This window comes from Pseudomonas sp. HC1(2025), assembly GCF_058742075.1.
Map to the genome: position 1 here is coordinate 2,823,312 of NZ_CP196017.1, position 21,170 is coordinate 2,844,481.

At 63.4% G+C, this 21,170-nt stretch carries 13 protein-coding genes; 9 read left to right on the top strand and 4 right to left on the bottom strand.

Annotated features, from left to right (window positions below):
• Positions 1–61: 61 nt before the first annotated feature.
• From ACSSVH_RS12785 to ACSSVH_RS12810, 6 genes are all read left to right on the top strand, one after another.
• A complete protein-coding gene (locus tag ACSSVH_RS12785) occupies positions 62–1,813 on the top strand; it encodes a type I secretion system permease/ATPase (RefSeq protein WP_432754132.1) in 1,752 nt (583 codons plus the stop codon).
• Entirely contained in the window at positions 1,810–3,132 is a 1,323-nt protein-coding gene (locus ACSSVH_RS12790; protein WP_492634652.1) for an HlyD family type I secretion periplasmic adaptor subunit, read from the top strand. The genes ACSSVH_RS12785 and ACSSVH_RS12790 overlap by 4 nt, the downstream gene beginning before the upstream one ends.
• A 2-nt stretch (positions 3,133–3,134) precedes the next feature.
• Positions 3,135–4,472 (top strand): TolC family outer membrane protein, encoded by a 1,338-nt coding sequence (locus tag ACSSVH_RS12795; protein ID WP_169951577.1) that lies wholly within the window; start codon positions 3,135–3,137, stop codon positions 4,470–4,472.
• Between the two features lie 135 nt (positions 4,473–4,607).
• Positions 4,608–7,532 (top strand): autotransporter serine peptidase EprS, encoded by a 2,925-nt coding sequence (gene eprS / locus ACSSVH_RS12800; protein ID WP_492634711.1) that lies wholly within the window; start codon positions 4,608–4,610, stop codon positions 7,530–7,532.
• Positions 7,533–7,562: 30 nt separating this feature from the next.
• Positions 7,563–10,694 (top strand): autotransporter outer membrane beta-barrel domain-containing protein, encoded by a 3,132-nt coding sequence (locus ACSSVH_RS12805; protein ID WP_492634653.1) that lies wholly within the window; start codon positions 7,563–7,565, stop codon positions 10,692–10,694.
• 101 nt (positions 10,695–10,795) lie between these two features.
• Complete coding sequence (locus ACSSVH_RS12810; protein WP_492634654.1) at positions 10,796–12,643, top strand: polyurethane esterase; 1,848 nt, start codon at positions 10,796–10,798, stop codon at positions 12,641–12,643.
• A 44-nt stretch (positions 12,644–12,687) separates the two neighbouring features.
• On the opposite strand, the gene ACSSVH_RS12815 is transcribed toward ACSSVH_RS12810, so the two are convergent.
• Positions 12,688–12,912 (bottom strand): YgdI/YgdR family lipoprotein, encoded by a 225-nt coding sequence (locus tag ACSSVH_RS12815; protein WP_076960938.1) that lies wholly within the window; start codon positions 12,910–12,912, stop codon positions 12,688–12,690.
• Between the two features lie 188 nt (positions 12,913–13,100).
• On the opposite strand from ACSSVH_RS12815, the gene ACSSVH_RS12820 reads away from it, so the two are divergent.
• From ACSSVH_RS12820 to ACSSVH_RS12830, 3 genes are all read left to right on the top strand, one after another.
• Complete coding sequence (locus ACSSVH_RS12820; protein ID WP_492634655.1) at positions 13,101–14,750, top strand: VRR-NUC domain-containing protein; 1,650 nt, start codon at positions 13,101–13,103, stop codon at positions 14,748–14,750.
• On the top strand, positions 14,747–16,999 hold the full coding sequence (locus ACSSVH_RS12825; protein ID WP_492634656.1) for an ATP-dependent DNA helicase: 2,253 nt from the start codon (positions 14,747–14,749) through the stop codon (positions 16,997–16,999). The genes ACSSVH_RS12820 and ACSSVH_RS12825 overlap by 4 nt, the downstream gene beginning before the upstream one ends.
• 79 nt (positions 17,000–17,078) lie before the next feature.
• Positions 17,079–18,014 carry an alpha/beta fold hydrolase gene (locus ACSSVH_RS12830; RefSeq protein WP_492634657.1) on the top strand — a complete coding sequence of 312 codons (936 nt, stop codon included), beginning with the start codon at positions 17,079–17,081 and terminating at the stop codon, positions 18,012–18,014.
• Between the two features lie 3 nt (positions 18,015–18,017).
• Here ACSSVH_RS12830 and ACSSVH_RS12835 read toward each other — a convergent pair whose 3' ends face one another.
• The 3 genes from ACSSVH_RS12835 to ACSSVH_RS12845 form a co-directional block, all read right to left on the bottom strand.
• Positions 18,018–18,449: a nuclear transport factor 2 family protein gene (locus tag ACSSVH_RS12835; RefSeq protein ID WP_170041424.1), complete on the bottom strand. Its 432-nt coding sequence runs from the start codon at positions 18,447–18,449 to the stop codon at positions 18,018–18,020.
• Positions 18,450–18,683: 234 nt separating this feature from the next.
• On the bottom strand, positions 18,684–19,634 hold the full coding sequence (locus ACSSVH_RS12840) for an alpha-E domain-containing protein (protein ID WP_169951592.1): 951 nt from the start codon (positions 19,632–19,634) through the stop codon (positions 18,684–18,686).
• 2 nt (positions 19,635–19,636) lie between these two features.
• Complete coding sequence (locus ACSSVH_RS12845) at positions 19,637–21,046, bottom strand: circularly permuted type 2 ATP-grasp protein (RefSeq protein ID WP_169951594.1); 1,410 nt, start codon at positions 21,044–21,046, stop codon at positions 19,637–19,639.
• Positions 21,047–21,170 lie beyond the last annotated feature (124 nt).

The window sequence follows — 21,170 nt, forward strand, 5'->3', positions numbered from 1 at the left end:
CATCCATTGGGGCGCCCGGCAGACTATCGCGCGTATTCCAGCCCAGGGAAGATCAGGCAACATGGCGAAGACCACTCCCACTGCACCACTGTTTAAAGCCCTCGGCGATTATAAAAGTATCCTGATCAGCGTCGGTTGCTTCACCGCGCTGATCAATCTGTTGATGCTGGTGCCGTCCATTTACATGCTGCAAGTGTATGACCGGGTCCTGTCATCGCAGAACGAAACCACCTTGGTGATGTTGACCCTGATGGTCGTAGGTTTCTTTGCTTTTATCGGCACCCTGGAAGTGGTGCGCAGCTTTATCGTGATCCGCATCGGCAGCCAATTGGAGCGCCGCTTCAACTTGCAGGTATACAAGGCCGCCTTCGAGCGCAACCTGCAACGGGGCGAAGGCCATGCTGGGCAATCGCTCGGGGATTTGACCCATATCCGCCAGTTCCTCACCGGGCCGGCGTTGTTTGCGTTCTTCGATGCGCCGTGGTTCCCGATCTATTTGCTGGTGATCTTTTTGTTCAACGTGTGGCTGGGGGTGTTGGCCACGGCCGGCGCCGTGCTGTTGATCGCCCTGGCATGCCTGAACGAATACCTGACCAAAAAACCCTTGCGCGAAGCCAGCGGCTACTCGCAGCAGTCCACCCAATTGGCCACCAGCCACTTGCACAACGCCGAGACCATCCAGGCCATGGGCATGCTGGGGGCGCTGCGCAGTCGCTGGTTCCAGGTGCATTCGCGGTTTCTCGGCTTGCAGAACCAGGCCAGCGACACCGGCTCGGTGATCAGCTCCCTGAGCAAATCCCTGCGCCTGCTCCTGCAGTCGTTGGTGTTGGGGCTGGGTGCGTTGCTGGTGATCAAGGGCCAGATGACCGCCGGGATGATGATTGCCGGCACTATCCTGATGGGCCGGGTGTTGAGCCCGATCGACCAGTTGATTGCGGTGTGGAAGCAATGGAGTTCGGCCAAGCTGGCCTATCAACGCCTCGATGAGCTGTTGCAGGAGTTCCCGCCCGGGGCGCAGGCCATGGCGTTGCCGGCGCCCAAGGGCCAGGTGAGTTTCGAACAGGTCAGTGCCGGGCCGCCGGGGCGGCGGGTGGCGACTTTGCATCAGGTCAGCTTCAACCTTGCGGCCGGTGAAGTACTGGGGGTGTTGGGGGCCTCCGGGTCCGGCAAGTCGACGTTGGCGCGAGTGCTGGTGGGCGTGTGGCCGACCCTGGCGGGCACGGTGCGCCTGGACGGCGCCGATATCCATCGCTGGGACCGCGACGACCTCGGGCCCCATGTCGGCTACCTGCCCCAGGACATCGAGCTGTTCAGCGGCAGCATCGCCGACAACATCGCGCGCTTTCGCCAGGCTGACCCCGAGTGGGTGGTGCAGGCCGCGCAGCAAGCCGGGGTGCATGACCTGATCCTGCGTTTGCCCCAGGGCTACGACACGGTGTTGGGCGACGACGGCAGCGGCCTGTCCGGTGGGCAGAAACAACGGGTGGCCCTGGCCCGCGCACTGTATGGCGGGCCGCGCCTGATCGTGCTCGACGAACCCAACTCCAACCTCGACACCGTGGGCGAGGCCGCCCTGGCCAGCGCCATCATGCAGATGAAAGCCCAGGGCAGCAGCGTGATCCTGGTGACCCACCGCTCCTCGGCCCTGGCCCAGGCCGACAAGCTGTTGGTACTCAACGAAGGCCGCCTGCAAGCGTTTGGCCCCAGCCAGGAGGTGCTGCGGGCGCTGTCCGGGCAAGCGGAGCCACCCCGTGAAAAGGCCGGCGTCAGCTTGAACCGTCAATATCCTGCGGCAAGGAATCCAGGCCAATGAATACCGATAACAGCCTGCCACTCGAGCAGACCTTTCCCGAGCGCGATGCGCGCTTTTTCTCCCGCCTGGGCTGGGTGATGACGGTGGTTGGCGCCGGCGGATTCTTCCTCTGGGCCAGCCTCGCGCCGCTGGACCAGGGGATCCCGGTGCAGGGCACGGTGGTGGTGTCCGGCAAGCGCAAGGCCGTGCAAACCCTGAGCCCCGGCGTCGTCAGCCGGATCCTGGTGCGCGAAGGCGAGGTGGTCAAACAGGGCCAGCCGTTGTTTCGCCTCGACCCGACCCAAAGCCAGGCCGACGTACATTCCCTGCAAGCCCAATACCGCATGGCCTGGGCCAGCGTCGCCCGTTGGCAGAGCGAGCGCGACAGCTTGCCGGCGGTGGCCTTTCCGGCTGAACTGAGTAGCGCCCCCGATCCTGCGCTGGCGTTGGTGCTCGAAGGCCAGCGCCAGCTGTTCAGCAGCCGGCGCGACGCCTTTGCCCGCGAGCAATCCGGGATCCGCGCCAGTATCGAAGGCGCCAGCGCCCAGCTCAACGGCATGCGCCGCGCCCGCACCGACCTCAGCGCCCAGGCGCAATCTCTGCGTGATCAACTGGCCAACCTGCAACCCCTGGCCGACAACGGCTATATCCCGCGCAACCGCCTGCTGGAGTACCAGCGCCAACTGTCCCAGGTGCAGCAGGACCTGTCGCAGAACAGCGGCGAAAGCGGGCGCCTGGAGCAGGGCATCCTCGAATCGCGCCTCAAGTTGCAACAGCACAGCGAGGAGTACCAGAAGGAGGTCCGCAGCCAGTTGGCCGACGCGCAACTGCGCAGCCTGACCCTGGAGCAGCAACTGACCTCTGCTGGCTTTGACCTGCAACACAGTGAAATCAACGCGCCGGCCGATGGCATTGCGGTCAACCTCGGCGTGCATACCATCGGTGCGGTGGTGCGGGCCGGGGAGACCCTGCTGGAAATCGTGCCCCAGGACACGCGCCTGGAAGTGGAAGGGCGCCTGCCGGTGAACCTGGTGGACAAGGTCGGCAGCCATCTGCCGGTCGATATCCTGTTCACCGCCTTCAACCAGAGCCGTACACCCCGGGTGCCAGGGGAGGTGAGCCTGATCTCCGCCGACCAGTTGCTCGACGAAAAAACCGGTGCGCCGTATTACGTGCTGCGCACCACGGTCAGCGATGTCGCCCTGGAAAAACTCCAGGGCCTGGTGATCAAGCCCGGCATGCCCGCCGAGATGTTTGTGCGCACCGGCGAGCGCTCGCTGCTCAACTACCTGTTCAAGCCGCTGCTCGACCGTGCCGGCTCGGCGTTGACCGAGGAATGAGCATGAAACCAGTGTTCATCGCCTTGCTAATGGCGTGCAGTAGCGCCCAGGCCGCCATGGGCCCGTTCGATGTGTATGAACAGGCGCTGCGCAATGATCCGGTGTTCCTCGGTGCAATCAAGGAGCGTGACGCCGGCCTGGAAAACCGCACCATCGGCCGCGCTGGCCTGTTGCCAAGGCTGTCGTACAACTACAACAAGGGCCGCAACAACTCCCAGGCCAACCTGCCTGATGGCCGTGGTGGCCACTATCACGACGACCGTAACTACAACAGTTTCGGCTCGACCTTCACCCTGCAACAGCCGCTGTTCGACTACGAAGCCTATGCCAACTACCGCAAGGGCGTGGCCCAGGCGCTGTTTGCCGACGAGAGTTTTCGCGACAAGAGCCAGGCGCTGTTGGTGCGGGTGCTGACCTATTACACCCAGGCACTGTTCGCCCAGGACCAGATCGACATCGCCCGGGCCAAAAAGAAGGCCTACGAGCAACAGTTCCAGCAGAACCAGCACCTGTTCCAGCAAGGCGAGGGCACGCGTACCGATATTCTGGAGGCCGAGTCCCGTTACGAACTGGCCACCGCCGAAGAAATCCAGGCGCTCGACGAGCAGGATGCGTCACTGCGCGAACTGGGGGCGCTGCTCGGCGTACAGAGCGTCGATATTGCCGACCTGGCGCCTCTGAACCACGACTTTGCTGCCTTCACCCTGGCCCCGGCCAACTACGACAGCTGGCACGAACTGGCGCTGACCAACAACCCGACCCTGGCCTCCCAGCGCCAGGCCGTGGAGGTGGCGCGCTATGAGGTGGAACGCAACCGCGCCGGGCACTTGCCGCGCATCACCGCGTACGCCAGTTCGCGCCAGCAGGAGTCCGACAGCGGCAACACCTACAACCAGCGCTACGACACCAACACCATCGGCATTGAAGTCAGCGTGCCGTTGTATGCCGGTGGCGGCGTCGCGGCGTCCACCCGCCAGGCCAGCCGCTCCATGGAGCAGGCCGAATATGAGCTGGAGGGCAAGACCCGCGAGACCCTGATCGAGCTACGGCGCCAGTTCAGCGCCTGCCTGTCGGGGGTGAGCAAGCTGCGCGCCTATCAAAAGGCCCTGGCCTCTGCCGAAGCGCTGGTGGTGTCGACCAAGCAAAGCATCCTGGGTGGCGAGCGGGTCAACCTCGATGCCCTCAACGCCGAACAGCAGCTGTACAGCACCCGTCGCGACCTGGCCCAGGCCCGTTACGACTATTTGATGGCCTGGACCAAATTGCACTACTACGCGGGCAACCTGCGCGACACCGACCTGGCCAAGGTCGACGAAGCCTTCGGCCCGGCCCAACGCTGACCCTGTAGGAGCCGGCGTGCCGGCGATGAGGCCGTTGAGCCCGCCATCGCCGGCACGCCCGCTCCTACAGGCTGATAAACACAATAAAAAGAGGAAGTCTGGGTGAACGCAAAACAACGAAGCTATCACTGCGTCATGCTGTGTGGCCTGGCCAGCCTGGGTACCTCCCAGGCCGCGCCCTATGTGGAGACCGGCAAGCTGGGCGACCCCGCCAGTTGGCGCTCGACGGAATACCAGCGGGACTGGGGCGTGGGGCGCATGCAGGCCGATCAGGCTTACGCCGCGGGGATCAGCGGTGCCGGGGTGAAGATCGGTGCGCTGGACTCGGGTTTTGATGCCAGCCACCCGCAAGCCTCCCCGGAGCGCTTCCACCCGGTGACCGCCAGCGGCACTTATGTGGATGGCAGCCCGTTTTCCACCACCGGCGCCCTGAACCCCAACAACGACTCCCACGGCACCCACGTCACCGGCACCATGGGGGCGGCGCGGGACGGCAGCGGCATGCATGGCGTGGCCTACAACGCGCAGATCTATGTGGGCAACACCAACGCCAACGACAGCTTCCTGTTTGGCCCGACGCCCGACCCCCAGTACTTCAAGGCGGTGTACAGCGCCATGGTCGATTCCGGGGTGCGCGCGATCAACAACAGCTGGGGCAGCCAGCCCAAGGATGTCAGCTACCAGACCCTGGGCGACCTGCACGCGGCCTACGCCCAGCACTTCAACCAGGGCACCTGGCTGGACGCCGCCGCCGATGTGGCCCGCGCCGGGGTGATCAATGTGTTCAGCGCCGGCAACAGCGGCTATGCCAACGCCAGCGTGCGCTCGGCCTTGCCTTACTTTGAACCGGCGCTGGAAGGCCACTGGCTGGCGGTGTCCGGCCTGGACAAGGCCAATAACCAGAAATACAACCAGTGCGGCATCGCCAAGTACTGGTGTATTGCCACCCCGGGGGCGCTGATCGACAGCACCGTTCCTGGCGGCGGCTATGGGATCAAGTCCGGCACCTCGATGTCGGCACCCCACGCCACTGGTGCGTTGGCGCTGGTGATGGAACGCTACCCGTACCTGAACAACGAGCAGGCCTTGCAGGTGTTGCTGACGACGGCCACGCAACTGGATGGTTCAATGACCGACGCGCCGACCGCCAGGGTCGGCTGGGGCGTGCCGGACCTTGGCCGGGCGATGCATGGGCCGGGGCAGTTGCTGGGTGCCATGGACGTCAATCTGGCGGCCGGGCAGGGCGATGTGTGGAGCAATGGCATCTCCGACAAGGCGCTGCTGCAACGCCAGGCCGAAGACAGTGCCGAGCGCCTGGCATGGCAACAGACCGTGCAGGACAAGGGCTGGGGAAATGGTCCGGGGGTCGGCGCCAGCCAGCAGGAACAGACCGACTACGCAGTGGGCATGGCCCGGGATGCGGCGGCGGCCCAGCGCATTTACCAAGGCAGTTTGATCAAGTCCGGCGCCGGTAGCCTGGTGCTCAGCGGCGACAGCACCTATCGCGGCCCGACCACGGTCAATGGCGGTGTGTTGAAGGTCGAGGGTGCGCTGACCTCGGCGGTCACGGTCAACCATGGCGGGACCTTGGGCGGCTCCGGACGTATCGGCGCGTTGCAGGCCAATAGCGGCAGCGTGATTGCGCCGGGCAATTCCATCGGCACCTTGAATGTGACTGGGGATGTGCGCTTCGACGCCGGGTCCACCTATGCGGTGGAGCTGTCGAATGCCAGCAGTGATCGCATTGTTGCGGGCGGCAAGGCCACCCTCAACGGCGGCACCGTGACCCTGGCCCTGGAAAACAGCCCGACCTTGCTCAGCCAGCCCCAGGCACAAAGCCTGGTCGGTCGCCAGTACAACATCTTGCAGGCGGCGGGTGGGGTCACCGGCAGTTTCGGTGCGGTATTGCCCAACTACCTGTTCCTCGGTGGCAACCTCGACTACAGCGCCAATGGCGTGCAACTGGCTATCGCGCGCAATGACGCAAGCTTTGCCAGCGTCGCGGCGACCCGCAACCAGCGCGCCGTGGCCGCTGCGGCCGAGCAGTTGGGGGCCGGCAACCCGGTGTATGAAAGCGTGCTGAGTGCCGACTCCAGTGTGGTGGCCCGCCAGGCCTTCCAGCAGTTGTCCGGCGAGATCTACCCGGCAGTCGGCGCGATGTTGATCAATGACAGCCGCCAGGTGCGCGATGCCGTCGGTGAGCGCCTGCGCCATGTGCCTGCCACCGGCGAAAGCAACCTGTGGATCAAGGCCCTCGGCGCCTGGGGCAAGGCCGACAGCAGCAGTGAATATGCTGGTTACACCCGCTCTATCGGTGGAATGCTGCTGGGGGTCGATGGCCAATGGGACGAACAGACCCGCGTCGGTGTGATGGCGGGCTACAGCGACAGTTCGCTGAACATGGGTGATGGCACCCATGCGTCGGCCGATGTCGACAGCTATCACCTGGGCACCTATGCCGGGCGTGAGCTGGGCAACTGGCGTGTGAGTGTGGGCGGCGCCTACAGCTGGCATCGCGGCGATGTGCAGCGCGACCTGCAATACGCTGACGTCAGCGCCAAGCAAAAAGCCAAGCTGGATGCGCGCAGCCTGCAGGTGTTCACCGAGGCGGCCTACCGCTTGGACCTGCAAGCGCTGGCCCTGGAACCGTTTGCCAACCTGGCCTATGTGCACCTGGACAGCGAAAGTTTCCATGAGAAAGGCGATGGCGCCGCCCTGCAACGGGGCAGTGATCGCCGCGACGCGACCCTCGGCACCCTGGGCCTGCGCGCTCTCAAGACCCTGCCTCTGAATGACCGCCAGCAGTTGGAACTCTCCGGCTCGCTCGGCTGGCAGCACAGCCTCACGCCGGTTGAATCCGAGGAACACCTGGCGTTCGTCGCAGGCGGCCCCTCGTTTGCCGTGCGCAGCACACCGCTTCAGCGCGATGCCGCGCTGGTGGGCTTGAAGGCCAGCCTGGCACTGAACGACACCACACGGGTCAACCTCGACTACAGCGGCCAATTGGGTGCGAAGGAGAGCAACCAGGGCGTGGGCCTGAGCCTCGACTGGCAGTTCTGAAGCGCGCCAACAAAAAGAACAACAAACGCAATGAAACTAAGGAAGGTCACCGTGAACGCAAAACAACGAGGGTTTCACTCCGCCATCCCAACAGGCCCGGGCTACCCGCTCAAGGCCTTGAGTCGCGTGCCATACGGCGCGTTGCTGTGTTGCCTGGCCAGCCTGGGTACCGCCCAGGCCGCACCCTACGTCGAAACCGGCAAGCTGGGGGATGTCGCCAGTTGGCGCAGCAATGAGTTCAAGGCCGATTGGGGCCTGGGCGCAGTCAATGCCGATGTGGCATATGCCGCCGGTTACAGCGGCAAGGGCGTGAAGCTGGGAATTTTCGACCAGCCGGTATACGCCCTGCATCCTGAGTTTTCCAGCCCGGGCAAGGTACAGACCCTGGTCACTGAAGGGATCCGCCAGTACACCGACCCGTATATCCCGGTGAAGGCCGGTGACCCGTTCCGCTACGACGGCACACCGTCCCTGGGTTCCAACGGCAAGCTGGGCGACCACGGCACCCATGTCGGGGGCATTGCCGCCGGCGACCGTAACGGCGGGCCGATGCACGGCGTGGCCTACAACGCACAGATCCTCAGCGCCGAGAACGGCGACCCCGGCCCCGAAGACGGGATCATCCTGGGTAACGACGGTGCGGTGTACCAGGCCGGTTGGGACAGCCTGGTGGCCAACGGCGCACGCATCATCAATAACAGCTGGGGCATCGGCATTGGCGATCAGTTTGCCAAGGGCGGCAAGGACCCGGCGTTCCCCCATTTTGCTCTCAGCGATGCGCAGGCGCAGTTCGACCAGATCAAGCCGCTGTTGGGCACCGCACCAGGCGGGGCTTATACCGGTGCGATCAACGCGGCGCGCAGCGGGGTGCTGACGATCTTCGCAGCCGGCAACGACTACAACCTGAACAACCCCGATGCGATCTCCGGCCTGGCGTATTTTGTGCCCGAGATCGCACCCAATTGGCTGTCGGTGGCCGCATTGCAACGCAACCCGGATGCCAACAGCCCCAACCCTTATGTGATCAGCACCTTCTCGTCGCGCTGTGGCTATGCCGCCAGCTTCTGCGTGTCGGCGCCGGGCACGGCGATCTACAGCTCGGTGATGGTGGGCACCACGGTCGATAACATGACCCTGGGCTGGAACAACAAAAACGGCACCTCCATGGCTGCGCCCCATGTGGCAGGCGCCGCCGCCGTGTTGATGGAGCGTTTCCCGTACATGAGCGGCGAGCAGATTTCCACGTTGCTCAAGACCACCGCCACCGACCTTGGCGCACCGGGCATCGACGCACTGTACGGCTGGGGCATGATCAACCTGGGCAAGGCGGTCAGCGGACCGGGAATGTTTATCACCGCAGAGGATATCCCGGCCGAGTTCCGTATCGACGGTGGCTATGGCAGCGGGCAGTTTGTTGCGGACTTGCCGGGGGTTGGGGCGGTGGTTGACGCCGGCAAGCCCACCCAGCGCGTGTGTGACGATGTGCACTGCGGGCGGGATGTGTGGAGCAATGACATTGCCGGTCACGGCGGCTTGACCAAGCAGGGCATTGGGACGCTGGTGCTGACCGGCAACAACACCTACAGCGGGCCAACCCTGGTCAATCAAGGCCTGTTGGCGGTCAATGGCTCGCTGGCATCGCAAGTCACGGTGAGTAACAGCGGGGTGTTGGGCGGCTCCGGCAGCATCGGCGCGCTGCACGCGAAAAGCGGCGGTACGGTCGCGCCAGGTAACTCCATCGGCACCTTGAACGTGGCTGGGGATGTCAACTTCGACGCGGGTTCTACCTATGCGGTGGAACTGTCCACTACCAGCAGCGACCGCATCGTCGCCGGTGGCAAGGCCACCCTCAACGGCGGCACCGTGACCCTGGCCCTGGAAAACAGCCCGACCTTGCTCAGCCAGCCCGAGGCGCAAAGCCTGATCGGTCGCCAGTACAACATCCTGCAGGCGGCCGGGGGAATTACCGGCAGCTTTGCCTCGGTACTGCCCAACTACCTGTTTGTCGGCGGCAACCTGAACTACGGCGCCAACGGCGTGCAGTTGGATGTTGCGCGCACGGCCAACAGCTTCGCCAGCGTTGCGGCGACCGATAACCAACGCGCGGTGGCGGTGGCGGCCGAGCAACTGGGCGCGGGTAACGGGGTGTATGAAAGCCTGCTGCTGGCACCGAGTGCGGCCTCGGCGCAAGGGGCGTTCCAACAGTTGTCGGGGGAAATCTACCCAGCCCTGGAAACCGCGCTTGTCAATGACAACCGCTACCTGCGTGAAGCGGTGGGCGAGCGCCTGCAACAGGGTGAAATGGGCTCCTCGCCACAAACCATCGACACGCGCGGCAACGTCTGGGTCAAGGCCCTTGGCGCCTGGGGTAAAACCGACAGCGCCAGCGATACGGCGGGCTACACCACCTCCATCGGCGGCCTGCTGGCGGGTGTGGACGGTGCGCTGGACGAAGACACACGCCTGGGCCTGGTCGCCGGTTACAGCGATACCTCGCTGAACATGGGCGATGGCACCCATTCGCGGGCATCGGTGGACAGCTACCACTTTGGCGCCTATGCCGGTCACGACATCGGCGCCTGGCGCCTGAGCGGCGGGGCGACCTACAGCTGGCACCGCGCTGATGTGAAACGTGAGCTGCAATACGGCGAAGTCGCCGGCAAGCAGAAAGCCAAGGTCGATGCCCGTAGCACCCAGCTCTTCACCGAAGCGGCTTATCGCCTGAACCTGCAACCGCTGGCGCTGGAGCCGTTCGCCAACCTGGCCTATGTGCATCTGGACAGCGACGGCTTCAGCGAGAAAGGCGATGCAGCAGCGCTCAAGGGCGGCGATGACACCCGCGACCTGGTGCTCAGCACCCTCGGCGTGCGGGCGTTGAAGACCTTCAACCTCAGCGACCATCAGGCGTTGGACGTTTCCGGCACCCTGGGCTGGCAGCACAACCTCAGCACCACCGATTCCGAGCGCCACCTGGCGTTTGCTTCAGGCAGTACCGCGTTTGCCGTGGAAAGCTCGCCGATGGTGCGCGACGCGGCCTTGGTCGGCGCGCGCGCCAGCCTGGCGCTGACCAAGGATGCGCGGGTGAACTTCGACTACAACGGCCTGCTGGCCAGCAAGGAGAAAATCCACGGCGTGGGCTTGAGCCTCGACTGGGCCTTCTAAACACCGCAGCTCCAAACGGTGGGAGCAGGTTTGCTCCCACCGTTACAGCATTCCAACTGTTTTGGCTTTCTCGACAATTCCAACAAAAGAGAGGCAATACCATGGGTGTCTATGACTACAAAAACCTTACTACCGAGGACTCCAAAGCACTGTTCGCCGATGCCATGGCGATCACCTTGTATTCCTACCACAACCTGGATAACGGCTTTGCCGTGGGGTACCAGCAACACGGCCTGGGCCTGGGTTTGCCGGCCACCCTGGTGCAGGCCTTGATTGGCAGCACCCATTCCCAAGGCGTGATTCCCGGGATCCCGTGGAACCCCGACTCGGAAAAGGCCGCCCTCGACGCCGTGCAAAAGGCCGGCTGGACGCCCATCAGCGCCAGCACCCTTGAGTATGGCGGCAAGGTCGACGCCCGGGGCACGTTCTTTGGCGAAAAAGCCGGTTATACCAGCGCCCAGGTCGAAGTCCTGGGCAAGTACGATGACGCCGGCAAACTGCTGGAAATCGGCATCGGCTTCCGTGGGACTTCGGGCCCCAGGGAAAACCTGATCCTTGATTCCATCGGCGATGTGATCAGTGACTTGCTGGCAGCGTTCGGCCCTGCGGACTATGCGAAAAACTATGCGGGCCAAGCGTTTGGCACCTTGCTCGGCAAAGTCGCCGCGTATGCCAGTGCACAGGGGCTCAGCGGCCAGGATGTGGTGGTCAGCGGCCATAGCCTCGGTGGCCTGGCAGTCAACAGCATGGCGGACTTGAGCAACGACAACTGGGCAGGGTTCTACCAGGACGCCAACTACGTGGCCTATGCCTCGCCGACCCAGAGCAGCGGCGACAAGGTGCTGAACATCGGCTACGAAAACGACCCGGTCTATCGCGCCCTCGACGGCTCCTCGTTCACGGGGTCCTCGCTTTGGGCCCACGATAAACCCCACGAATCCAGCGCCGATAACATCGTCAGCTTCAACGACCACTACGCCTCGACGCTGTGGAACATCCTGCCGTTTTCCATCCTCAACCTGCCGACATGGATCTCCCATTTACCCACCGGTTATGGCGATGGCATGAGCCGCATCCTTGAATCCAAGTTCTATGACCTGACCAGCCGTGATTCGACAATCATCGTCGCCAACCTGTCGGACCCGGCGCGCGCCACTACCTGGGTGCAAGACCTCAACCGCAATGCCGAAGCGCACAAGGGCAGCACGTTCATCATCGGCAGCGACGGCAATGACCTGATCCAGGGCGGCCGGGGCAACGACTACCTGGAAGGCCGCGAAGGCAACGATACTTTCCGTGATGGCGGTGGCTACAACATCATGTTGGGCGGCAAGGGGTTCAACACCCTGGACCTGCAGCAGTCACTGAAAAACGTCGAGGTGGCCAACGACGGTGCAGGCACCCTGTATGTCCGCGACGGCCAAGGCGGCATCAGCATGACCCGCGACATGGGCGCGATAGTGAGCAAGGAAAGCTATCTGTTGCTGTTCAGCAAGGAGGTGACCCACAGCGTGACCGACAACGGCCTGCTGGCGGGCCGCGACCTGACGGCCTACGCGGCGTCGCTCAAGGGCGATGCCGGTGCCAATGTGCTCAAGGCCGGCGATGGCGGGCAGTGGTTGTTTGGCCTGGACGGCAATGACCATCTGATCGGCGGCAAAGGCAACGATGTGCTGGTCGGCGGGGCTGGCAATGACCTGCTGGAGGCGGGCGGCGGGCGTAATACCTTCCTATTCGACGGCGACTTTGGCCAGGACCGGATCCTGGGCTACCAGTCGACAGACAAGTTGGTGTTCATGGGCGTGGCGGGGGTGGACGGGCAGTACAACTACCTCGACCATGCCAAGGCGGTGGGCAGTGATACGTTGCTGACGTTTGGCGATAACTCGGTGACGTTGGTGGGGGTCGGGCTTGGCAGCCTGTCGGCAGAGGCGTTCGTCATCACCTGAAACAACCCGTAGGAGCCGGCTAGCCGGCTCCTACGGTTATGCGGTCAGTCTTCCTTGCGCACGGTTGCGACATCCGCCGCCTTGACCCGTACGCGCTTGCCGGCGATATCGGTGAATTCGTAGAAACCATCGGGTGTCTTGGCATTCGGCGTGTCTGTGGTCAGGTACTGAGTACCGTTCTGCAAGGTCACGACGGTCGGCGTCGAGCAACCGGCCAATGCCAGAAACGTCAGTACGGCCAGCGGCAGGCCCCAGTTCTTCATGTTCATAACCCTTACTCTCATCCTTCGAAAACCCCGTGCTCAACGGCTGCGGGCAACAAATGTTACGCGGATCCACCCCCATCTGATCACTTTTATGCAAAAAGTTGCGTGCGCCACTGATCTATTAGCCATTGCAAGGCAAGTCTTGGGACGGCACTCTGTATGCATAACCAGTGTTTGTCCAAGTGCCTGTCATGTCCAATCCCCTCGAAGACCCGTTCTACTACCTGCATAACTTCCGGCAAGTGCTCGACTGGCTGGAGCAGCGCTATGCCGATGTGCTGGACGACCAGGAGCAGCGCTTCATGGCGCAGTTCGCCCAGTTGCCGCAACCGGCCCAGGCGTTGCTGGTGCGCATGGTTATGCGCAAGGGCGTGCATTTTCGGGCGAGCAAGCTCAACTACGGCGAGATCGGCCCGGTTGACGTGGCCGTGCAGCCGTTGCTGGCCCACGGTTGGGTCAGCGAGCAAGGCCTGCTGTCGCTTGATGAGCTGTGGGGGCAGTTGCAAAAAGGCGAGGTACTGCAAGCGTTCAAGCCATGGATCGAGCAGCCCAGGGGCAAGAAGTCCGATTGGCTGCCCGGCCTGTCCAGCCAGTTCACCGAGCCGCGTACGTTTGCGCAGTGGTCCCCGCAGCTGGACGAGCGCCTGTACAGCCTCACGGTGATGGATTTATGTGAGCGCCTGCGCCTGATGTTCTTCGGCAACCTGTACCAGGACTGGTCGGAGTTTGTCTTGGCGGACCTGGGGATCTACACCTACGAAAAGGTCGAGTTCTGCGCCGAATCCCGCGGGCTGCGCCATCGCGACGATGTATCTGGCCTGCTGTTCCTGCACCAATGCCAGCAGGCGTTCGAGGCGGGCGAACCGTTGGAGGCTGTGCTGGCGCAGATTGCCACCCTGGCCACCGATAACCCCTGGCTGGAAAAACGTCGGGCCAAGCTGCTGTTCCAGGTTGGCCAGCATTGCGAGCGGCTCGCCGAACTGGCCCTGGCCGAGGTGATCTACCGCGATTGTGCCTACCCCGGCGCTCGTGCACGGCTGATCCGCGTACTGGAGCGCCAGGAGGATTTCGCCCAGGCCATGGCCCTGGCGCTGGAGGCCCAGGCCGCGCCACAAAGCGCGGCCGAGCAGCAGCACCTGTTGCGGGTTTTGCCGCGGTTGCGGCGCAAGCTGGGCGAGCCGGCGTTGCCCAAGCCCAAACCCCAGGTGATCCAGCGCCTGGACCTGGAACTGCCGTTCCCGCAACCGTTGGCGGCCGTGGAGTTCTGCGTGCAGGCGCATCTGGGAGATGAAGAGGGGCCGGTGCACTACGTGGAGAACACCCTGGTCAACTCGCTGTTCGGGCTGCTGTGCTGGCCGGCGATCTTCGCGCCGTTGCCCGGCTCGTTCTTTCACCCGTTCCAGCGCGGGCCGGTGGATTTGCACAGTGAGGACTTCCAGCAGCGCCGCGCCGAGCTATTTGCCGCGTGCCTGGACCAACTGCACGACGAGCGCTACAAAACCACGATCCGCCAGCGCTACGTCGAAAAGTGGGGGATCCAGTCGCCCTTTGTATTTTGGAATGTGTTGAGCGAAGAGCTGCTCGAGCAGGCGCTCGATTGCCTGCCCGCCGCGCACCTGCGGCACTGGTTCGACCGGTTGTTGTTGGATATCCGCGCCAATCGCGCCGGGATGCCGGACCTGATCCAGTTCTGGCCGGCGCAAAAAACCTATCGCATGATCGAAGTCAAAGGCCCGGGCGACCGCCTGCAGGACAACCAATTGCGCTGGCTGGAGTTCTGTAGCGAACACCAGATGCCGGTCACCGTGTGTTACGTACGCTGGGCGGAGCAGGGCGCTTGAGCTACACCGTTGCCGTACGGGCACTGTGCGAGTTCACGGCCAAGGTGGGTGACCTCGATCTGCGGTTTACCCCCTCGCCCAGTGCCCAGGAAGGCATGCTCGGCCATCGCACCGTGGCCTCCCGACGCAGTGCGCACTACCAGAGTGAAGTGGCCCTGGAAGGTCTCTACCAACAGTTGACCGTGCGCGGCCGCGCTGATGGCTATGATCCGGATCGCAATGTGCTGGAAGAGGTCAAGACCTACCGTGGCGACCTGGATGCGCAACCGGCCAACCACCGGCAACTGCACTGGGCCCAGGCCAAGGTCTATGGCTGGCTGATGTGCTGCAAGCTGGGGATACCTGAGATCGAGCTGGCGCTGGTGTATTTCGATATCGTCAGCGAGCGCGAAACCGTGATCCGCCAGGTGTGTGCGGTTGATGAGCTGGAGACGTTCTTCAATCGCCAGTGTGGGTTGTTCCTCGACTGGGCCGAGCAACAGGCACAGCGGCGCCTGGCCCGCGATACCGCGACCAAGGCCCTGGCCTTTCCCCACGCGGGCTTTCGCCTGGGCCAGCGGACCCTCGCCGAGTCGGTGTACAAGGCCGTCAGCACCGGACGCTGCCTGATGGCGCAGGCGCCCACGGGGATCGGTAAAACCATTGGCACGGTGTTCCCGGTGCTCAAGGCCATGGCGCCGCAGCAGTTGGACAAGCTGTTCTTTCTCACGGCCAAGACCCCTGGCCGCAAACTGGCGCTGGACGCGGTGCAGATACTGCACGCAAGTGCCGACCTGCCGTTGCACGTGCTGGAGTTGGTGGCGCGGGACAAAGCCTGCGAGCACCTGGACAAGGCCTGTCATGGCGATTCCTGCCCGCTGGCCAAGGGCTTTTACGATCGCCTGCCCGCCGCGCGCGAGGCGGCAGCCCAGGTGCGGCTGCTGGACCAGCGCCATTTGCGCGAGGTGGCACTGGCCCATGGGGTGTGCCCGTATTACCTGAGCCAGGAAATGGCGCGCTGGTGCGACATGGTGGTCGCCGACTACAACTATTACTTCGATTTTGGCGCAATGCTGTTTGGCCTGGCCCAGCTCAACCAATGGCGGGTCGCGGTGCTGGTGGACGAAGCCCATAACCTGGTGGAGCGGGGCCGCGCGATGTACAGCGCCGACCTTGATCAATTTGCCCTGAAGACCGTGCGCGACAGCGCCCCCGAGCCGTTGCGCAAACCGTTGCAGCGGCTCAACCGTGAGTGGAACGCGCTGCACAAAGAGCAGGTCACGGTGTATCAGGCCTATCCGAGCAAACCGGACAAGCTGTTGCAGGCCTTGGCCCTGTGCACCAGCGCCATGGGCGAGTATTTCAACGATCACCCGCAGGCGCTCACGGGCGAGCTGCAAGGCTTTTACTTCGAGGCCTTGCAGTTCGCCAAGGTGGCGGAGCTGTTCAACGAGCAGTTTATTTTTGATATCAGCCAGCGCGATCCACTGGCCAAGCGTCGCTTCTCGCGCTTGAGCCTGCGTAATGTGGTGCCGGCCGAGTTTATCCGCCCACGCTTGACGACCGCCCGCAGCAGCGTGCTGTTTTCCGCGACCCTCAGCCCCCGGCATTACTACGCCGACCTGCTGGGCCTGCCGGCGGATACCGCGTGGGTCGACGTGGAATCGCCCTTCGATGCCGCACAGTTGCAGGTGCGCATCATCGACCGCATCTCCACGCGCTTTGTGCATCGCCAGGCGTCCCTGGCACCCATCGTCGCAGTGATCGCCGAGCAGTTTGAACGCACGCCGGGCAACTACCTGGCGTTTTTCAGTAGCTTCGATTACCAGCAGCAAGTGGCGCAATTACTGGCCGAGCGGCATCCGTCGATCCCAACCTGGCATCAATCGCGGGGCATGGCCGAGGCCGAACGCCAGGCGTTCCTTGACCAGTTCACCCAGCACAGCCAGGGCGTGGGGTTCGCCGTGCTGGGCGGGGCGTTCGGTGAGGGTATCGACTTGCCGGGCGCGCGCCTGATCGGGGCTTTTATCGCCACCCTGGGCCTGGCGCAACTCAATCCGGTCAACGAGCAAATGAAGCTGCGCATGGGTGCGATCTTCGGTGCGGGGTACGACTACACCTACCTGTATCCCGGGATCCAGAAGGTGGTACAGGCGGCCGGCCGGGTGATTCGCACCCAGCAGGACCAAGGGGTAGTGATGCTGATCGATGACCGTTTTGCCGAACCCAAGGTGCGGCCACTGCTGCCGCGCTGGTGGTCGGTGACCTGAGGTATTTGCCCCATCAATGATGCTGGCGCAGGCCGTATCGCTGGGGCAGTCTGCAGCAGTCCCCTGATGGAGCGGTGCGATGAGTGCTATCGAACAACAGACGATCCAGGTCAACGGTATTCAATTGTGCCTGCACATCGCCGGCCCCGAGAGAGGCCCGCCGGTGTGGCTGCTCCACGGCTTTCCCGAGTGCTGGCACTCCTGGCGCCAGCAGATACCGGCGCTGACTGCCGCTGGCTATCGCGTGTTCGTGCCGCAGATGCGTGGCTACGGGCACAGCAGCGCCCCCGCAGCCATTGCCGACTACGACCTGCTGACCCTGTGCGCGGATATCCAGGGTGCCATGGACCTGTTCGGGCATCGTCGGGTGGTGATGGTCGGCCATGACTGGGGCGCGGTGGTGGCCTGGCACCTGGCCTTGTTGGAGCCGCAGCGCATCAGCGCCCTGGTCACGATGTCGGTGCCCTTCGCCGGTCGTTCCCGCAGGCCGGTGATCGAGATCATGCGCGAGCTGTATGCCGAGCGGTTCAACTACATTCTGTATTTCCAGGAGCCCGGCGTGGCCGAACAGGAGCTGGAGGCGGATATCGAGCGCAGCTTGCGCCTGTTTATGCAGGACCAGGATGTATTCCTGCAGCAGAAACCGGCCACGGCCACCTTGCTGGAAGGTGTTGCATTGCCTGGCGCCTTGCCGGCCTGGTGCAGCCAGCACGACCTGGATATTTATGTACAAACCTTCGCCCAGGGCTTTCGCGGGCCGTTGAACTGGTACCGCAACTTTGAGCGCAACTGGCAGCGCACGGAGTTCCTGGCGGGCCGGCAGGTGCTGCAACCGACGTTGTTCCTGATCGGCGACCGTGATCCGGTGGGAGTGTTTGAGGCCCATACGCTCAAGCGCATGCCCCAGGTGGTGCCGCAGCTGCAGCAGCAGGTACTGGCCAACTGCGGGCACTGGATCCAGGTGGAGCAGGGCGCGCAGGTCAACGCCCGGCTGCTGGAGTTCCTCGGGCGCTGAAGGTCAGCCCTTGGCCTTGGCCAGGAACGGCGCCAGGCGCCGGCCCATTTCTTCACCCAGGGCCTGTAGCCCGCTCAAGGGGCGGACCATCACTTCAAACTCGATGATTTGCCCCTGTTCGTTGAAGCGGATCAGGTCGATACCCTTGAGCTGCTTGTCGCCCACCCGCGCGCTGAACTCCAGCACCACGTTGTGGCCGTCGGCGCTGGCCAGTTCGCGGTGGTACTGGAAGTCTTCAAACACGGTAAACACAGTGTTGAGAATCATCGACACCACGGGTGCGCCGGGGTAGGGGGTATGCGCCATGGGCGAGCGAAACACGGCATCCGGCGCCAGCAGTTCGGGCAGTGCTTTGAGGTCGGCAGTGGCCAGCATGGTGTGCCAGCGCTTTAGGGTATGGGCGGCCGGGCTGGATAATTGCAGAGCTTCGGACATGGTCTGTACCTGTTCTTATGAGTGTCTGGCAACCATAAGAGCAGCCGCGAGATGGGATCAATGATCCAAACTGACAGTTATATGCCTGGAACAAACATCCCGCCTGTGGGAGCGGGCTTGCCCGCGATGGCGGTGTATCAGTCGATAAATCTATTGGCTGACCTGCCGCCATCGCCGGCAAGCCAGCTCCCACAGGAGAACGCGCACGGCTGTCAGGCTGGGGGGATGTGGGGGTTACACCACCTCCAGGTAGGAGCTGTGGATCGCCCGCGCCAGTTCGCGCACGGTGTCGATAAACTCGGTCAGCCGGCTGTGCAGGCCTTCTTCGAGAATCTCATCGATACCGGTGTAGCGCAGCCGCGCTTCAAATTCCGCCGCCAGGCGCTGGGCCGTGCGGCCGTAGCTGCCCGGCAGGTCGGCGAGGATATGGCTCAACTCCTCGATACACGCATGCAATGAGCGCGGCACATCGCTGCGCAGCAGCAGCAACTCCGACACCGAACGCGCATTCAGTGCATTGGGGTACAGCTCGGTGTAGGCCTCGAACGACGACAAGGCACGCAGCAGGGCGCTCCACTGGTAGTAGCCGCGGGCGGACAGGTCGCTGACTTCTTCGGACTCCTCGCCGAACATCTCGTAACGCGCATCCAGCAGGCGCAAGGTGTTGTCGGCGCGCTCGACAAAGGTGCCCAGGCGGATAAAACGATAGGCATCGTTGCGCATGATGGTGCCGGACGTGGCCCCCCGGAACAGGTGCGAACGCTGCTTGACCCAGTCACAGAAGTGGCTGATGCCATGGCGGGCCAGGCCGCCGGCGGCGATGCTGCGCATTTCCAGCCAGGTGGCGTTGAGGTTTTCCCACATGTCGGCGGTGATCCGTCCACGTACCGCATGGGCATTGCCCCGGGCGGCGCGCAGGCAGTTGTAGATACTGGCTGGGTTTTCTTCGTCGAGGGCGAAAAAGTGCAGCATGCGCTCGGCGTCCAGTTGTTGATGGCGCTCCAGGTAGTTGTCCAGGGTGCCACTGCTGAGCAGCGACATCGCCAGTTCATCCAGGCCATCACTGCGACCGGCCTGGGGCATCAGCGACAGCGAATAACTGACCTCCAGCATGCGCGCCAGGTTCTCTGCGCGTTCCAGGTAGCGCGACATCCAATACAGATCTGCGGCGGTTCTACTCAGCATACTCAGCCCTCCACCACCCAGGTGTCCTTGGTTCCGCCGCCTTGCGACGAGTTGACGATCAACGAGCCTTCACGCAATGCCACCCGGGTCAGGCCGCCCGGCACCAGGCGGGTCTCCTTGCCCGATAGCACGAACGGGCGCAGGTCGATATGCCGGGGCGCGATGCCGTTTTCGACAAAGGTCGGGCAGGTGGACAGGCTCAGGGTCGGTTGGGCGATATAGGCATGGGGCCGGGCCTTGATGCGTTGGCGGAAGTCCTCGATCTCGGCCGCCGAGGCGGCTGGGCCCACCAGCATGCCGTAGCCGCCGGAACCCTGGGTTTCCTTGACCACCAGATCGGGCAAGTGCGCCAGTACGTGGGACAGTTCATCGGGTTTGCGGCATTGGAAGGTGGGTACGTTTTGCAACACCGGTTCCTCATCCAGATAGAAGCGAATCATCTCTGGCACATAGGGGTAGATGGATTTGTCGTCGGCCACCCCGGTGCCGATGGCATTGGCCAGCACCACATTGCCGGCGCAGTAGGCGGCCACCAGGCCGGGCACGCCGAGCATGGATTCGGGGTTGAAAGCCTGGGGATCGAGGAAGGCGTCGTCGATGCGCCGGTAGATCACATCCACGGGTTTCGGGCCGTCGGTGGTGCGCATGAACACCTTGAGGTCGTGCACGAACAGGTCGGCACCTTCGACCAACTCGACGCCCATCTCCCGGGCGAGGAACGCGTGTTCGAAAAACGCGCTGTTAAAGCGCCCGGGGGTCAGCACCACCACATTGGGGCTGTCCAGGCGGCTGGCGCTTTTCAGGGTCTTGAGCAGCAGGTTGGGATAGTGGTCCACCGGCGCGATGCGCTGCTTGGCAAATACTTCCGGGAACAGGCGCATCATCATCTTGCGGTCTTCGAGCATGTAGCTCACGCCGCTGGGGGTGCGCAGGTTGTCTTCGAGGACGTAATACGTACCGTCGCCATCGCGCACCAGGTCGACACCGGAGATGTGCGAATAGATATCACGGTGCAGGTCGAGGCCGATCATGGCCTTTTGATAGCCTTCATTGCCCAGCACCTGCTCGGCGGGAATGATCCCGGCCTTGATAATGCGCTGGTCGTGATAGATATCGGCGAGGAACATGTTCAGCGCATTGACCCGCTGGATACAGCCGCGTTCGATCACACTCCACTCACTGGCGGGAATGCTGCGCGGGATGATGTCGAAGGGAATCAGGCGCTCGGTGTCTTGCTCGTCACCGTACAGGGTGAAAGTGATCCCGGCGCGGTGGAACAATAGGTCGGCCTCGCGGCGGCGCTGGGCCAGCAGTTCCGGCGGCGTGTTGGCCAGCCAGCGGGAAAAATCCTGGTAGTGCGCACGGCACACGCCATTTGCGTCATTCATTTCATCGAAGAAAGATCGAGCCATTCCAATTACCTTGTCAGTGCCGGGTAAAACGCTGCAGGCACTGCCGCTTTAGAAAACGCATTGTTATGAGCCCGTGGCTTTTGGCGCCAACGGACCTTGTCCTTACTTTCTTGTGGAGTCGGCT

What these genes read in the sequence shown, in the direction of transcription:
- ACSSVH_RS12840 (WP_169951592.1), bottom strand. Translation starts at nt 19,634, where the DNA reads ATGCTGAGTAGAACCGCCGCAGATCTGTATTGGATGTCGCGCTACCTG.
- ACSSVH_RS12810 (WP_492634654.1), top strand. Translation starts at nt 10,796, where the DNA reads ATGGGTGTCTATGACTACAAAAACCTTACTACCGAGGACTCCAAAGCA.
- ACSSVH_RS12845 (WP_169951594.1), bottom strand. Translation starts at nt 21,046, where the DNA reads ATGGCTCGATCTTTCTTCGATGAAATGAATGACGCAAATGGCGTGTGC.
- ACSSVH_RS12785 (WP_432754132.1), top strand. Translation starts at nt 62, where the DNA reads ATGGCGAAGACCACTCCCACTGCACCACTGTTTAAAGCCCTCGGCGAT.
- ACSSVH_RS12795 (WP_169951577.1), top strand. Translation starts at nt 3,135, where the DNA reads ATGAAACCAGTGTTCATCGCCTTGCTAATGGCGTGCAGTAGCGCCCAG.
- eprS (WP_492634711.1), top strand. Translation starts at nt 4,608, where the DNA reads ATGCTGTGTGGCCTGGCCAGCCTGGGTACCTCCCAGGCCGCGCCCTAT.
- ACSSVH_RS12815 (WP_076960938.1), bottom strand. Translation starts at nt 12,912, where the DNA reads ATGAACATGAAGAACTGGGGCCTGCCGCTGGCCGTACTGACGTTTCTG.
- ACSSVH_RS12790 (WP_492634652.1), top strand. Translation starts at nt 1,810, where the DNA reads ATGAATACCGATAACAGCCTGCCACTCGAGCAGACCTTTCCCGAGCGC.
- ACSSVH_RS12830 (WP_492634657.1), top strand. Translation starts at nt 17,079, where the DNA reads ATGAGTGCTATCGAACAACAGACGATCCAGGTCAACGGTATTCAATTG.
- ACSSVH_RS12820 (WP_492634655.1), top strand. Translation starts at nt 13,101, where the DNA reads ATGTCCAATCCCCTCGAAGACCCGTTCTACTACCTGCATAACTTCCGG.
- ACSSVH_RS12805 (WP_492634653.1), top strand. Translation starts at nt 7,563, where the DNA reads ATGAAACTAAGGAAGGTCACCGTGAACGCAAAACAACGAGGGTTTCAC.
- ACSSVH_RS12835 (WP_170041424.1), bottom strand. Translation starts at nt 18,449, where the DNA reads ATGTCCGAAGCTCTGCAATTATCCAGCCCGGCCGCCCATACCCTAAAG.